The sequence below is a fragment of the Virgibacillus siamensis genome, assembly GCF_900162695.1.
GTDB lineage: Bacteria > Bacillota > Bacilli > Bacillales > Amphibacillaceae > Lentibacillus > Lentibacillus siamensis_A.
The window spans coordinates 1,605,412-1,620,788 of the sequence record NZ_FUIH01000007.1 but is presented as its reverse complement, the minus strand read 5'-3'; the positions used below and the strand labels follow the sequence as shown (position 1 = coordinate 1,620,788).

General features: G+C 41.0%; 16 protein-coding genes. 14 read left to right on the top strand and 2 right to left on the bottom strand.

Annotated elements, in window-relative coordinates:
- Nucleotides 1–5: 5 nt before the first annotated feature.
- The 11 genes from pheA (at nucleotide 6) to yajC (ending at nucleotide 8,596) form a co-directional block, all read left to right on the top strand.
- Nucleotides 6–857, top strand: a complete 852-nt coding sequence (gene pheA, locus B1K71_RS11980) for a prephenate dehydratase (protein ID WP_077327207.1) — start codon at nucleotides 6–8, stop codon at nucleotides 855–857.
- Nucleotides 858–1,000: 143 nt separating this feature from the next.
- Nucleotides 1,001–1,879 (top strand): SafA/ExsA family spore coat assembly protein, encoded by an 879-nt coding sequence (gene safA / locus B1K71_RS11975; protein WP_139343327.1) that lies wholly within the window; start codon nucleotides 1,001–1,003, stop codon nucleotides 1,877–1,879.
- Between the two features lie 126 nt (nucleotides 1,880–2,005).
- Nucleotides 2,006–2,752: an NAD(+) synthase gene (nadE, locus tag B1K71_RS11970; protein ID WP_077327203.1), complete on the top strand. Its 747-nt coding sequence runs from the start codon at nucleotides 2,006–2,008 to the stop codon at nucleotides 2,750–2,752.
- Between the two features lie 66 nt (nucleotides 2,753–2,818).
- Nucleotides 2,819–3,370, top strand: a complete 552-nt coding sequence (locus B1K71_RS11965) for a YhcN/YlaJ family sporulation lipoprotein (protein WP_175631901.1) — start codon at nucleotides 2,819–2,821, stop codon at nucleotides 3,368–3,370.
- Nucleotides 3,371–3,438: 68 nt separating this feature from the next.
- Nucleotides 3,439–4,170 carry a YebC/PmpR family DNA-binding transcriptional regulator gene (locus B1K71_RS11960; RefSeq protein WP_077327199.1) on the top strand — a complete coding sequence of 244 codons (732 nt, stop codon included), beginning with the start codon at nucleotides 3,439–3,441 and terminating at the stop codon, nucleotides 4,168–4,170.
- Between the two features lie 118 nt (nucleotides 4,171–4,288).
- Nucleotides 4,289–4,894: a Holliday junction branch migration protein RuvA gene (gene ruvA, locus B1K71_RS11955; protein WP_077327197.1), complete on the top strand. Its 606-nt coding sequence runs from the start codon at nucleotides 4,289–4,291 to the stop codon at nucleotides 4,892–4,894.
- A gap of 16 nt (nucleotides 4,895–4,910) precedes the next feature.
- The gene (gene ruvB / locus B1K71_RS11950; protein WP_077327195.1) at nucleotides 4,911–5,912 is read left to right on the top strand and encodes a Holliday junction branch migration DNA helicase RuvB; all 1,002 of its coding nucleotides are present in this window, start codon (nucleotides 4,911–4,913) and stop codon (nucleotides 5,910–5,912) included.
- A complete protein-coding gene (locus B1K71_RS11945; protein ID WP_077327193.1) occupies nucleotides 5,912–6,109 on the top strand; it encodes a DUF2905 domain-containing protein in 198 nt (65 codons plus the stop codon). Before ruvB ends, B1K71_RS11945 begins: the two co-directional genes overlap by 1 nt.
- A 17-nt stretch (nucleotides 6,110–6,126) precedes the next feature.
- A complete protein-coding gene (gene queA / locus B1K71_RS11940; protein WP_077327191.1) occupies nucleotides 6,127–7,155 on the top strand; it encodes a tRNA preQ1(34) S-adenosylmethionine ribosyltransferase-isomerase QueA in 1,029 nt (342 codons plus the stop codon).
- A 22-nt stretch (nucleotides 7,156–7,177) separates the two neighbouring features.
- On the top strand, nucleotides 7,178–8,317 hold the full coding sequence (gene tgt / locus B1K71_RS11935; protein ID WP_077327189.1) for a tRNA guanosine(34) transglycosylase Tgt: 1,140 nt from the start codon (nucleotides 7,178–7,180) through the stop codon (nucleotides 8,315–8,317).
- Between the two features lie 18 nt (nucleotides 8,318–8,335).
- Nucleotides 8,336–8,596, top strand: coding sequence for a preprotein translocase subunit YajC (gene yajC / locus B1K71_RS11930; RefSeq protein ID WP_077327187.1), 261 nt, complete (start codon nucleotides 8,336–8,338; stop codon nucleotides 8,594–8,596).
- A 102-nt stretch (nucleotides 8,597–8,698) separates the two neighbouring features.
- Here yajC and B1K71_RS11925 read toward each other — a convergent pair whose 3' ends face one another.
- The gene (locus tag B1K71_RS11925; protein ID WP_245799260.1) at nucleotides 8,699–9,052 is read right to left on the bottom strand and encodes a TIGR04086 family membrane protein; all 354 of its coding nucleotides are present in this window, start codon (nucleotides 9,050–9,052) and stop codon (nucleotides 8,699–8,701) included.
- Between the two features lie 225 nt (nucleotides 9,053–9,277).
- Here B1K71_RS11925 and B1K71_RS11920 point away from each other — a divergent pair, with 225 nt between their 5' ends.
- A complete protein-coding gene (locus tag B1K71_RS11920; RefSeq protein ID WP_077327184.1) occupies nucleotides 9,278–10,579 on the top strand; it encodes an ArsB/NhaD family transporter in 1,302 nt (433 codons plus the stop codon).
- 434 nt (nucleotides 10,580–11,013) lie between these two features.
- On the opposite strand, the gene spoVB is transcribed toward B1K71_RS11920, so the two are convergent.
- Complete coding sequence (gene spoVB, locus B1K71_RS11915) at nucleotides 11,014–12,567, bottom strand: stage V sporulation protein B (protein WP_077327182.1); 1,554 nt, start codon at nucleotides 12,565–12,567, stop codon at nucleotides 11,014–11,016.
- 119 nt (nucleotides 12,568–12,686) lie between these two features.
- Here spoVB and B1K71_RS11910 point away from each other — a divergent pair, with 119 nt between their 5' ends.
- A complete protein-coding gene (locus B1K71_RS11910; protein WP_077327180.1) occupies nucleotides 12,687–12,989 on the top strand; it encodes a post-transcriptional regulator in 303 nt (100 codons plus the stop codon).
- Nucleotides 12,990–13,038: 49 nt separating this feature from the next.
- Nucleotides 13,039–15,306 carry a protein translocase subunit SecDF gene (gene secDF / locus B1K71_RS11905; RefSeq protein WP_077327178.1) on the top strand — a complete coding sequence of 756 codons (2,268 nt, stop codon included), beginning with the start codon at nucleotides 13,039–13,041 and terminating at the stop codon, nucleotides 15,304–15,306.
- Nucleotides 15,307–15,377 lie beyond the last annotated feature (71 nt).

The following is a 15,377-nucleotide window of genomic DNA, read 5'->3' as shown; positions in this document are numbered from 1 at the left end:
ACATAGTGGGAAGCATAGGATACTTAGGTCCAAAAGGGACGTTTACAAAATTAGCAGTTGATTCAGTATTTAACGGTGGAGATAAACACAGTTTTGATACCATTCCGGAATGTATTGATGCAGTCGGTAATGATCAGATCGATATTGGCGTTGTACCGCTTGAGAATGCAATCGAGGGTACAGTTCAATTAACGGTGGATTATCTGGTCCATCAGGTACGGTTGCCAGTAATTGCAGAAATTGTTGTACCAATACAGCAGCATTTACTTGTAAATAAAGCATTTACTGGTGATATGGGTGATATTAAAGAAATTCATTCACATAGTCACGCCATTGCACAATGTCATCAGTTTATTCATAAATATTTACCTGATGCTGACATAAATTTTACAACGTCAACCGGAAGAGCAGCTGAATTGGTTGGATCCGGCGATGGGAATATTGCAGCAATCGGAAATAAACTTGCCGCTGAGGAATATGATCTTCAGATTTGGAAGGAAGATATTCACGACTATCCCAACAACCATACCCGATTTGCAGTAATTGCCAAAGATGAAAGTCTTGTTCAGTTGAATCATCAAGTGAATACCGAAAAAACCAGCTTGCTGATAACACTCCCAAGCGATTATGCAGGGGCACTGTACCAGGTACTTGCAGCATTCGCATGGCGCAAGATGAATTTGTCCAAAATTGAATCACGGCCGATGAAAACCGGTCTTGGTAATTATTTTTTCATTGTGGATGTTAATCAGCCTTTTGATGATGTACTTTTTCCGGGCGTCAAAGCTGAACTGGAAGCGTTAGGCTGCAAGGTACAAATTCTCGGTACATATCCAGTGTATGAGATTAAGCTGTAAGCAGAAAGCCGTTTGTTTCTTTTGGGACAAACGGCTTTTGTATATGGATTAAATTTAAGTTCAACATTTATAAAACAATGCATATGTTGATAATGAGTGTTTAGCCCATTTGTTAATAGATTATGAAAGGAGTATGGTTAAATTTGAAGATTCACATCGTTCAAAAGGGAGATACATTGTGGGAAATTTCACAGCAGTATGGTGTTGATTTCGAGCAGGTAAAAGAGATGAACCCGCAATTGTCAAGTCCTGATATGATTATGCCTGGTATGAAAATTAAAATCCCCGGAACATCGAAAACGGTGAAAAACGAAAGTACGGCTCCAAAAGAAATGAAAATGCCTAAAGCAGAACACCCGTATAAAGATACATCGCCGGAACCAAAGCCTGTTATGGAAAAGGAGGAAAAGAAGCCAGAGAAGAAAATGGAAAAGAAACCTGAAGAGATGAAAATGCCTGAGATGCCGATGCAGCCAATGCCGCAGATGCCAGTGATGGACCAGGATCTTATCAATTATACCATGATCAATTTTCCACAAATGCAGCAATCTCCCCAGCCGACTAAACCGCACATGAATCACAAGATGCAAATGCCTCCGCAACCAATGCCAATGCAAATGATTCCAGTCTGTTGTCATTGTCACAAGCCTTGCTGCGCACCACCGCCGCCACCTCCTATGCATCATGGAATGCAGCATGGACCTAAAAAAGGCGATTGTGGCTGTGGAGGACCAAAACCGCCTCATTTTAGGCAAATGGAACCTTTTGAGCCTCCAATGGAAAGGGAGATGCCTGTCAGACCGAAAGATAATCCATACATGACGCAGCCAGGGTTTTATGGTGTTCCATTTACTTCTTCAGACGGTCGTTTTGATACGAATATAAATCAGCATGCAAATTCCGGGAATTTTGCGGAAGACATTGCAGCAGATTTGGATCATACGCCAGCTCCGGAACCACCGGATTTTGGAACGGAACCGGCATATAACTTCCGAGAGGATTCGAATGAACCGGAAGACTAGAGGAATAGCTAAGGAGACGTAGTGTATATGAATCGTCTCCTTTTTTGTGTTTTTAAATCCGTGACGTCGATGGTAAGATGGATATAGGTATGGAACGAATATCGGTGTAGACAAGGAGAATAGAAAATGAAACAAAACGTAGAAGCAATTGTAAAATGGCTGCAGGAACAAATTCATGAGACTGGTGTAAAAGGATTACTTGTCGGCGTTAGCGGCGGGTTGGATTCAGCTGTCGTGGCTCATCTGATCAAGTGTGCTGCCCCGGATCATTCACTTGGTGTAATTATGCCGTTGAAGAGCAGCCGGGAAAGTCTTGACCACAGCCAAAAGGTGGTGGAAAGTTGTGGTATAAGCCATATGACCATTGATCTTGAAGAAACGCACAATGTTTTATATTCGACGGTTAAAGAGCAGCTGAAAGCTAAAAACGAATTTCAGGAAAAAAATGCTCAACTGGCTGATGCAAACTTAAGAGCAAGATTACGGATGAGCACACTTTATACACTGGCAACCAATTATAATTATCTTGTAGTTGGAACAGATAATGCATCGGAATGGTATACCGGATATTTTACCAAATACGGTGACGGCGGGGTTGATATACTGCCAATTGTTGAATTTACGAAGCAGGAAATTCGGGAAATGGCAGCGTATCTTGGGGTGCCTGCTGATGTGGTCAACAAAAAGCCCAGCGCTGATTTGTGGGATGGTCAGACAGATGAAGATGAAATGGGCACATCATATGATAGAATTGATGCCTATTTGGAAGGGGAAACAATTCCTGAACAGGATAAGGAAATCATTGAACGCATGCATAAACGTACCGAACACAAACGCCATGGCGCAAAACAATTCCGTTTCAGAAATAAATGAATCAGCGTTAAATAACGTATGAAAAAACTTCTCTTATGCAAACTGAACATAAGGGAGGTTTTTTTAATGCGTTTCGCTAAAATATTTTGTTTGTTGTTATGTGGGGTTTTTCTTGTCGCGTGTTCTGAAAACAGGGATTCAGCGACAGATTCTCATGATCAATTAAATTCTGACCCAATCCATTATGAAACAGACAAAGAACACAATGATCGGATTGATGATCACCCTGAAAATATTGCGGAAAAGGGTGGTTATCCTCAAAGTGACCGGGACCGGTTAAATGTTGGGGATGAAGATGCCAAGACAGACCTTTATACGAATGAATGGACCATGTCAATATCGAAACATTTAAAACAACGGAAAGATGTTAAGCAAGCCCAGGTCGCAGCAACCGATGATAAAATCGTGGTAGGTGTTTTGGTAAATGAATATGCTCAAAAAGGCATGAAGAAAAAAATTAAAGCTGAAGTGGAACAAATGGTGCCTGGACGAAAAGTAGTCGTTTATACGGACAGAATCTACTGGGATAAAATGCGGGATGAAGATGCGGAACCAGATCAGCTGAATGGGGATATGGAAGAGTTTTTGGACGAATTCTTCAACCGGGAACGCGATTGACAGACCTTTATTGATTAGCCTTTTTTTGGTATAGTAAAAAAGGAAATTATTAGAGAGGAGAATGTCCTATGGCTGGTCATTCTAAATGGAAGAATATACAGAGAAGAAAAAATGCTCAGGATGCGAAAAAAGGCAAAATCTTCATGCGCCATGCAAAAGATATATACACGGCTGCAAAACAGGGTGGCGGAGATCCTGATACCAATCCATCACTCCGGACAGCGATTGATAAGGCAAAAGGGGATAATATGCCGAATGATAATATTGATCGTGCTGTTAAAAAAGCGACCGGGACACTTGATGGAGCGAGCTTTGAGGAGATCACCTATGAGGGATACGGTCCTGGCGGGGTTGCTGTAATTGTCCAGGTATTAACGGATAATAAAAATAGGACTGCAGCAGAAGTACGTCATGCATTTAAAAAGAATGACGGCAACTTGGGTGAAAATGGCAGTGTTTCCTTTATGTTTGATCGAAAAGGGTATATTGTTGTCACAAATGAAGATGGTTCCATCGATGAAGATGAGATAAGTCTGGAAGCTATTGAGGCCGGAGCGGATGACATCGTCACACAGGATGATGCATATGAAATTTATACAGCGCCCGAAAATTTCACAAATGTGTGTGATGATTTACGGGAAAGCGGGTATGAATTGGAGGAATCCGAAATTACCTTCTTTCCACAAACGTTAAGTAATCCTGCCGAAGATGATTTGAAAAAGATGCTTAACCTGATCGATATGCTGGAAGATAGTGAAGATGTCCAGGATATTTATCATAATTTGGAGGATGCAGAATAAATCTGATCAAGACTTCCATTTTTTATCGCCCGATAGAAGATGGAAGTTTTCGTTTTCCATGATTGACAGGGATAGTTATGTTAAGATAGGGAAAGGAATGTAAAGGGGAAGGTATGTAATGATAGCATATATTCGAGGCATATTATCGGCTGTCCAAGATGCGTCTGTAATTTTGGATGTTCAAGGGGTTGGATATGAAATCGTATGTCCTAATCCATTTGTTTTTCAACATGAAATGAATAATGAAATAACAATTTGTACATATCATTATGTCCGTGAAGATAGTCAGATGCTTTACGGATTTAAAAATGAAGACGAAAAATTTCTGTTTACTAAACTAATCTCTGTTTCCGGCATTGGCCCAAAAGGTGCATTGGCGATTTTGGGAAGTGTTGATGTCAGCGGGTTCGCTGGAGCAATTGAACGGGAAGATGACAAATTCCTGACCGGCTTTCCGGGAATAGGTAAAAAAACAGCCCGGCAAATCATTCTTGATTTAAAGGGGAAACTGGACTCCTTCATAACTGCACCTGTACAGCCTGTTTCAGAGGAGACCCCGGGAGAATCAGTTTCTCAAGGCATCATGGAGGCTCGTGATGCATTAAAAACGTTAGGGTACACTGACAAGGAAGTAAATGCGGTACTGCCTAAATTGCAGAAAGAAAAGAGTGCTAATACAGATGAACTAATCCGAAAAGGGTTGGCACTTTTAATGAAAAATTAACAAAGAGGGGATCATGATGGATGAGCGAATGGTAACAGGCGAACTGCAAAGCGAGGATTCAACTGTTGAACTAAGTCTCCGTCCGGTCAATCTGAATCAATACATTGGACAGCAAAAGGTTAAGGAAAATTTAAGTATTTTTATCCAGGCTGCCCGTATGCGGGAAGAGCCCCTCGATCATGTACTGCTGTATGGACCACCGGGACTTGGAAAAACAACCCTCGCTGCAATTATTGCCAATGAGATGGGTGTTCAATTCCGATCAACTTCCGGTCCGGCTATTGAACGCGCGGGCGATTTAGCAGCGATTCTTTCCTCGCTTGAACCGGGAGATGTACTGTTTATTGATGAGGTACACAGACTCCCAAGATCTGTAGAGGAAATATTATACCCGGCAATGGAAGATTTCTTTCTTGATATTGTAATCGGAACTGGCCCGAGTGCTCGTTCTGTTCGTATCGACCTGCCTCCATTTACACTGGTTGGTGCTACAACACGTGCAGGTTTATTATCGGCTCCATTGCGGGATCGTTTTGGTGTGCTGAGCCGTCTTGAATTTTACGAAACAATTGATTTATGTGCTATTGTGGAACGTACTGCTGATATATTCAATACGACGATATCGAAAGATGCTGCTGCTGAAATTGCCCGTAGATCAAGAGGGACGCCAAGAATTGCAAATCGACTGTTAAAGAGAATCCGTGACATCTCCCAGGTGAAGGGTGAATCGGAAATCAGTTTCGAAACGACGAACCGCGCACTGGAGATGTTGCAGGTGGATAAAGCAGGGTTGGATCATATTGACCATAAATTACTTAAAAGCATTATTGAAGGTTTTCAGGGCGGTCCGGTTGGTTTAGATACCATTGCGGCGACTATAGGAGAAGAATCGCAAACGATTGAGGATGTATATGAGCCGTATCTTCTGCAAATCGGCTTTTTACAGCGGACACCAAGAGGGAGAAAGGTAACACACAAGGTGTATGAACACCTTGGAATTCAAAGGAACGATGCATAATGCAGGCAGGAAAATTATTTATTATCCTTGGTATTGTATTTCTATTGATCGGTATTCTGTGGACGTTTGTTGGCAGGTTACCGGGGGATATCAGCTTTAAAAAAGGTAATTTTTCGTTTCATTTTCCGATTATGACTTCAATTGTGGTCAGTATTATCCTGTCGCTGATCTTTTTCATATGGGGAAAAATTCGATAGAAAGTAAGGGGAACATCATGAACATAGAAGATTTTGATTTTGATTTGCCTGAAGAACTGATTGCACAAACACCATTAAAAGATCGTGCTGCATCACGCCTTCTGGTTTTGAACCGTGATGACAACAGCATTGAACATCAGCACTTCAAGGATATCCGTAACTATTTTAAAGCCGGGGATTGTCTTGTGTTGAATGACACACGTGTTTTACCAGCAAGATTATACGGGGTAAAGCAGGACACTGGCGCAAAAATAGAAATATTACTTCTCCATCAGCAGGAAAATGACACATGGGAAGTACTTGCGAAACCCGCCAGAAAGGTGAAAGAAGGAACGACCATCCTATTTGGCGATGGAAAAATACGTGCAACATGTACAGGGATTAAAGAACATGGCGGGCGTCTTCTCGACTTCGAATATGAAGGTATTTTTTACGAAGTACTTGACGAACTTGGGGAGATGCCGCTGCCGCCTTATATTAAGAAACAACTGCCGGAAAAAGAAAGGTATCAGACCGTATACGCTAAAGAAGAAGGATCTGCAGCGGCTCCAACAGCCGGTTTACACTTTACGAATGAATTGTTGGATGAGCTGAAAGAAATGGGGGTCATTATAACGTTTATCACCCTCCATGTCGGACTAGGGACATTTCGGCCGGTCAGTGTTGACAACATTGATGAACACACCATGCACGCTGAGTTTTACCATATGACACACGAAACAGCAGACACGTTGACAAAGGTTAAGGAGAACAATGGCAGGATTATCTCAGTTGGTACAACTTCGACAAGGACGCTTGAGACAATAACCCGTGATAACAATGGGAAATTTGTTGAATCCAGTGGATGGACAGATATTTTCATATATCCACCATATGAATTTCAGGCAATTGATGGGTTGATTACCAATTTTCATTTGCCAAAGTCAACATTGATTATGATGGTCAGCGCACTGGCTGACAGAGACAGTATTCTAAAGGCATATAACGAAGCAGTACAGGAACGATACCGTTTTTTCAGTTTCGGAGATGCCATGTTAATTTTATAAGGAAAAGGGACGAAAAATTATCATGACAGCAATTACGTATGAACATATAAAAACATGCAAACAGACGGGAGCCAGACTCGGAAAAGTCCATACACCACACGGATCATTTGATACACCGACATTTATGCCTGTGGGGACATTGGCCACTGTAAAAACGATGAGTCCGGAAGATTTACATCAGATGAACGCAAATATTATTTTGTCTAATACGTATCATCTTTGGCTGCGTCCAGGTGAGGATATAATCCGGGAGGCAGGCGGTCTCCATCAATTTATGAACTGGGACGGTGCTATCTTAACCGATTCCGGCGGTTTTCAGGTTTTCAGTCTAAGTGAAATGCGTGACATTAAAGAAGAAGGTGTTCATTTTCGAAATCATCTAAGTGGTGAGAAACTATTCCTGTCACCGGAAAAGGCAATGGAAATTCAAAATGCACTCGGTTCTGATATTATGATGGCATTTGATGAATGTCCACCATACCCTGCATCATATGATTATATGAAGGCATCTGTGGAAAGGACGTCAAGGTGGGCCGAACGATGTCTGAAGGCGCATCAGCGGACGGAAGATCAAGGTCTTTTTGGGATTATTCAGGGTGGTGAGTATGAGGAATTACGCAGGCAGAGTGTTGCTGATTTAACATCCATGGATTTTCCCGGTTACGCAATCGGCGGTCTGTCGGTTGGGGAACCAAAGGATGTCATGAACCGTATGCTGGAGTTTACAACGCCGCTTATGCCGGCGGACAAGCCAAGATATTTAATGGGTGTCGGATCTCCGGATTCTCTAATTGATGGGGCTATCCGGGGCATCGATATGTTCGACTGTGTGCTGCCGACACGTATTGCCCGAAATGGCACATGCATGACTTCAAATGGCAGGCTTGTTGTACGAAATGCGAAATATGCACGTGATTTCACGCCGATTGATGAGTATTGTGATTGTCACGTTTGTAAAAATTACACTCGTGCTTACATCCGCCATTTGATTAAATGTAATGAAACGTTCGGATTCAGGCTTACCACTTACCATAATTTATATTTTCTGTTAAAATTAATGGAGCAAGTACGAACAGCTATTTCTGATGATCGTCTTGGCGACTTTAAAGAAACATTTTTTGAACAATACGGCCTCAATCGGCCGGATGCAAAAAATTTTTAGAAGGGGGGAGTTAATACAATGGATATGCTCGTATCATTGGCACCAATTATTTTGATGTTTGTTATTTTTTATTTCCTGCTGATTCGTCCGCAGCAAAAGCGGCAGAAGCAGGTAAAGCAAATGCAAACTGACCTGAAAAAAGGTGACGAGGTTATTACAATTGGCGGTTTTCATGGTGTTGTACATGCAATTGATGAAAATACAGTAGTTATTCAGGCAGCAGGAGACAACGCTAAACTTACGTATGACCGATCTGCCATCAGAGAGGTTAAAAACTAACACTTTATGGATGATGATACATAAAGGTAAAACAAAAAGCGCAAAGCATGTTGTACGAAATTCGTAAACAGCTTTGCGCTTTTCTTCTGTTCCCGATGCTTTTTATTCTTCTTCTCTGGAGGTTACATTAACCCCGATTACACCCCCAACAAGTGCTGCCAGAATATAGCCGAGGTGATGAAGTGTTTGCTCCAGCGAAAATGCCTGTTCATATCCCAGGTACTGGATCAGGAACGTGAAAACAGTGAATCCGAGACCGGTAATCCCGCCAATTACCCATCCTCTTTGTTTACTTTTAATACCGGAAACAATTCCCCCAATGAACAATGAAATTAATCCCGCTATTAGTGTTGACCATGACAATGCAGCTCCGTCCATTCCTGTAAAGCGAAGAAGCAATGCAAGAATCACACTCGTTAAAAGAATCAGGCCAAGAATAACAATCCATCCATACATTAGTGCTGTGAACTGCTGTTTTCGAATTGTGCTTACCCCCTTCAGCCGGTTAAATAAATTTTTGAACTGCCAAGAGACAGAAACTAATCCTGAACTTTCAGCCTAGTTGTCCTGCCTATTTATTAAATTCTATTCGGACAAGTGAAAAATAGACTGAAATTATTTCAAGATTCCACGCATATATATGTATGAAGCAATTCCCTTATTATCGAAAGAGGGTGTCTTATGGATGTTCTGCTGGCAACAATCATATTTTTAATAAGTTATGTATTTATTATGATGGAGAAGTATAATCGGGCAGTTATAGCAATGCTTGGCGGTGTCCTGTTGCTTATTTCGGGAGTTTACTCCCTTCATGATATGTTTCAAACATATATTGATTGGAACACGATTGCATTGTTGTTTTCCATGATGGTTCTAATTTCAATTACAGAGCGGACCGGACTTTTTTCATTTATTGCAATCCGATTTGCCCAAAAAGTTGGAGGCGCGCCTGTACCATTGCTCGTGGGGGTTGGGTGTTTAACGGCGTTTGGTTCTGCTTTATTAGATAATGTCACAACAGTCCTGATTTTTGTGCCGATCATCCTAAAAATTACGAAACAATTAAAATTGCAATCATTCCCTTATTTGCTTATGATTATTTTCAGTTCAAACATAGGCGGTACAGCGACGTTGATTGGTGATCCGCCAAATATTATGATTGGACAGGCTGTTGATCATTTAACTTTTTTATCGTTTGTGAATCATTTAGCACCTGTTGCTCTTGTGATTTTTGTGTCGATGGTCGGAATGTTACTTTTTCTGTTCCGAAAATCGTTGAAGGCGGGACAATCAAATGTCAGAAACTTGCTTGAACTGGATGCAGCTGGTTATCTTGTCAGAACCCCGATGCTTTACCAGTCCATCGCTGTATTGGCAATGACATTGCTCGGCTTTTTATTGCATTCTTTCCTCCATGTGAATTTAACTATTATTGCTATCAGCGGTGCAGTGCTGCTATTGCTGCTTACAGAGAAAGAAATCTCAACGGAACAAATTTTAAGCAGGGTGGAATGGGTAACATTATTTTTCTTTATTGGATTGTTTGCATTAGTTGGAGGTCTTCGCGAAGTAGGAATTATTGATGAAATGGCACGTGTGATTGTTTTGTTTACAGATGGGGACTTTTCCAAAACGGCGCTACTGATTTTATGGGTTTCGGGATTGTTTTCAGGAGTTATCGATAATATTCCATTTGTAGCAGCCATGATTCCCGTGATTAAGGAATTTGAGTCGTATGGCCTTGTCTATCTTGATCCCATCTGGTGGTCATTGGCACTTGGGGCGTGTCTTGGGGGGAATGCAACGCTTGTGGGCGCATCCGCCAATATTGTTGTGGCAGGGCTTGCAGAAGGTGAGGGGGAAAAAATTCCATTTATCAGGTTTATGCTTTATGGGATTCCATTTGTCATCTTTTCACTTGTCATATCGACGATCTATATTTTTATCCGTTACTTAATTCCGTATATGTCCGAAAGTTTATGAGGAACTTGCCATGGATGGCTTTATTTCGCCAGAACAAGCAGGGGTGATACTGCGGTTATTAAACCACTCATGAGGATTTATAGGCGAACAGGAAAAATTTCTTCTTTCTCAAGCTTACATGGAGGCAAAAATCGTTCTATCAATCTTCAAGATGGGGCAACCGTCTACCGGGAGAAATCAACCTTCAAGATGAGGAATCAACCGTCCCCCGGGAGAAATCAACCTTCAAGATGAGGAATCAACCGTCCCCCGGGAGAAATCAACCTTCAAGATGAGGAATCAACCGTCCCAAAATGAAATCAACCTTCAAGACAAAGGAATCAACCGTCCCCCGGAAGAAATCAACCTTCCAACAATTAATTTCAGACTTTCCCTCCGCATGTTCGAATTGTTCATCTTTTGTATTACATTTTTTGATATCTCCCAGCTTCTTTTCACGTTAGCCATTTTTGCAGAAATGGAATTTGTTTCAGTTCTTCTTTTGTAATAAACTTTAAAATAAAAAGAAATCCGATATAGAGGACACCTAATATTAAAATGATAAATATGAGCAGAAACAAATTTGAATTAAAACCGTTATACAGATTTTTGAGAGTATCACCTGCAAGCCAGGTCAGAAAAAGCAATGAGCCCATTTTTAATAAATCTGTTAGTGGAATCTTAAATCCTATTTCTTTATAAAGACTTGCCAAATGCAGAAGTGTTACGAGAACAACACCGACTGACATGGCAATAGCTGCACCCATTATCCCAAATTTCGGGTTGGAAGCTAGGAAGAACAGGACAGAAAATTTAATAGCTGCACCAATCAGACTGTTCCACATTGCCGGTTTTGCAAGATCAAGTGCTTGAAGTGCTGATTGCAGCGGAGGTTGAAGGTATAATAAAATAAAAAATGGTGCCATTAGGATCATCATTTTGCTTGCATCATCGGTTCCATACATAAATGTTAGGATTGGAACAGAAAATAATGTCAAAACAATTGTTGCGATGCCTCCTGAAGCAAATGAGATGCGAATTGACTGGTGTATCCGGTAATGGATCAATTTTTTATTATATTGAGCATCCGCCTCCGAAATAGCAGGTACTAAGGCGATGGAAAGTGACTGTGTTATGAAAGTCGGTAATAACAATAATGGCATGACGTAACCTGTTAATTCACCGTATTGTTTCGTTGCCATACTGCTTGATATCCCTGCCAGCATCAGACTTTGCGCAACAATGATCGGTTCCAGAAAATACGAAATCGAACCGATTATTCTGCTGCCGGTGCTTGGAAGTGCAATCGAAAAGAGTTCTTTTACAGTGTTTTTGCTTGATTTCACATAACCCAAAAATTTATGGCGGACTTTAACGATTTTCTTTCGTTTAAAAAGGAATACAAGGAACAGTAATGAGGCAAGTTCCCCCATAATGACACTAAACATTGCACCAGCTGCCGCATATTCAATCCCGAATGGCAGCAGTAATTTTATAAAAAGGGCAACACATGTTATCCGGACAACCTGTTCAATCACAAGTGCATAGCTTTGGGGTTTCATATTTTGTCTTCCCTGAAAATACCCCTTCAGCACGGAAGAGACAGCAATGATTGGAATAATGGGGCTGATTGCAATTAACGGAAACATCGTTCGTTCATCCGTCAGCAAAGTGGTTGCGATAAACGGCGTTGCGAGAATCATGGCGGTTGTAAAGACAATACTTGAAATGGCGGTTATGACCAGGGAAACGACAAGGATTTTTTTTATTTTCTGTTTATCACCTTGGGCCTCGGCCTCAGCAACTCTTTTGGAAATTGCAACAGGAAGGCCGAACTGTGTCAGTGTTATTACGAGAAACAATGTCGGAAGTGCCATCATGTACAAACCGACGCCTTCTTCCCCCATAAAACGTGCAAGAACAAGCCGGTTGATGAAACCAAGTAAACGTGTAATCATTCCAGCAATTATTAAAATGATTGTTCCTTGTAAAAAAGTTTGTTTTGTCAATATTGCCGCCCTGCCTTCTCAAAAAATAAATTTTCATATACAATGATATATATGCAAAGTAGTGGGCCAAGCATGACAAGCTTTAATGAATTGACGTGATCGTGTATAGGGGGGATCGTATGGAAACCGTTAAGTGTGTACGTGATTGGAGAAATGAGATTGAAATGGCACTTGAATGCAAAAAAGATGAATTTCGGATGATGGGTTACAGACAAGCATCCAATGATGATATCTGGAAGTGTCTTGAGGAGAAAGTTTGGAAAGGTAACCCTCAAAAACGCTTGTATGAGGTAGTGCAGGATATATTCCATTTAGCATCCAACATATACATGAGTTATTTGACGGTTAATGCTTATCAGGATGAAGATCTTATGGCATCGATTGCTGCGGTTGTGAATGGCCATGCAGATGCTGAAAAATAATCTTTACATAACGTTTGACCCGCGTGATACTAAGGGAGGCAAATAATAGATGAAAAACAGAGGGAAAATCGTTGCCTTTTTTCTGATTGTACTATTATTTTTAGGAACGATTGGGACAACGATAACCGGAATAACGAAGGATATTAACCTTGGATTAGACTTGCAGGGTGGTTTTGAAATCCTGTACAAGGTTGAACCAGTTGATGATGGGGAAAAAGTTGACAAAGATTTGCTTGAATCAACTGTCCGGATTCTGAATGAACGGGTTAACCGTCTGGGTATTAGTGAGGCAAACATTAATATTGAAGGTGAAAACCGGATTCGGGTTCAGCTTGCGGGAATCAAAGATCCGGAAGAGGCAAGGGAATTACTTTCCACCTCAGCAAGATTATCGTTTCGAAATGTATCCGATAAAGAATTACTTAATGGATCAGACATTAAAGAGGGAAGCGCCCAGCAGGACTTCCATTCTCAGACCAATCAGCCGATTGTAACGTTACAGCTTAAGTCTGCTAAGAAATTCGGTGATGTGACAAGTAAATTAAAGGGTAATTATGATCCAGAGACGCCTTATCCGGATAATTTGCTTGTTATTTGGATGGATTATCAAAAAGGGGATTCATTCGCAGAACAATATAAAAAGAAAGACCCCAAGTATGTGTCCGCACCCGCGGTTGATGAAACATTGAATACGTCAGATGTTATGATCACGGGGGACTTTACAGTAGAAGAAGCACAGCGGCTTGCTGATATTATCAATGCCGGTTCATTGCCGGTTAATATGACCGAATTGTATTCGACTACGGTAGGAGCACAATTTGGTGAACAGGCATTAAATAAGACTGTGTTTTCCGGTATTGTTGGTGTAAGTATTATCTTTCTGTTTATGATAGCTGTTTATCGTTTTCCGGGTATCATTGCAACCATTAATTTAACCTTTTACATTTTTCTTATTTTACTGTTCTTCGAGTTAATGAATGGGGTTCTGACCCTGCAAGGGATAGCTGCTCTCATACTTGGTGTAGGTATGGCGGTGGATGCAAACGTTATTACATTTGAGCGGATTAAGGAAGAATTGCGTGAAGGAAAATCCATTCTGGCATCGTTTAAGGCGGGAACCAGCAACTCGCTTTCAGCAATTATCGATGCCAATATAACAACCATACTTGCTGCAGTCGTATTGTTTATTTTCGGTACAAGTTCGATTAAAGGTTTTGCTACCATGCTCATTCTAAGTATTCTGGTCAGTTTTCTGACGGCTGTATATGGAACAAGACTATTAATGGGACTGTGGATGAGAACCAAGTTTTTGAAAAATCGTCCAGGATGGTTTGGTGTTAATAAGAGAGACATCAAGGATATTGCAGATACGACGGAAAGGGAACCAAAGCTGTTTAATCGTGAAATCAACCCTGTAAAGCATCGTAAAAAATTCTTCATTGCTTCTACCATTATGATTGTATTAGGAGCAATATCACTTGGGATTTTCCAGTTGAATCCGGGGATTGACTTCACAAGTGGTTCGAGGGTTCAGATTAATGCAGATAATACGCTTAACGCCGAGGATGTGGAAGATGATCTCGATAAACTTGGTGTAAGCCCTGAATCTGTCATACTATCTGGAAATAAAACATCAGCTGTTGCACGTTATGACAAAGTGATTGATGAGGATAAAATAGCTGAAATCCAAAACCTTTTCGATAAAAATTACAATGCAGATACAAGTGTGAGTATTGTATCGCCGATTGTCGGGAAGGAACTGGTTAAAAACGCCTTGTACGCGTTAGGAATTGCATCAATTGGAATGATTATCTATGTTGCATTCCGATTCGAGTTGTTTTTCGCGGTGACCGCAATTATTGCACTGCTGCATGATGTGTTTTTCATACTGGCTATTTTCAGCTTTACCAGAATTGAATTTGATATCACGATTGTAGCTGCAATCCTGACGATAATAGGGTATTCGATAAATGATACGATTGTTACTTTTGACAGGATACGGGAGAATATCCAGAAAAAGAAAAGGGTCAAGTCCTTTGGTGAACTTGCAAAAATTGTAAACCGGAGTCTTGTTCAGACCCTTACCCGAAGCATCAATACAACAGTTACAACGTTAATTGCTGTTCTCGCATTCCTGTTCCTTGGTGCACAGTCGATAGTTCCTTTCGCGATCGCGCTTACGGTCGGACTGATTGCAGGGACATACTCGTCACTCTTTATAGCTTCACAGTTGTGGCTTGTGTGGCGTGGCAAGAATATCAAAGAAAAACCGATTTCCTTTGTTAAAAAGAAACGTACAGAAGGACCACAGGTATAAAAAAGATCCCGTGTCATCTAAAGTGACACGGGATTATTTTAAATGGACGATGGAAAGCAAGTGTCTTGGGT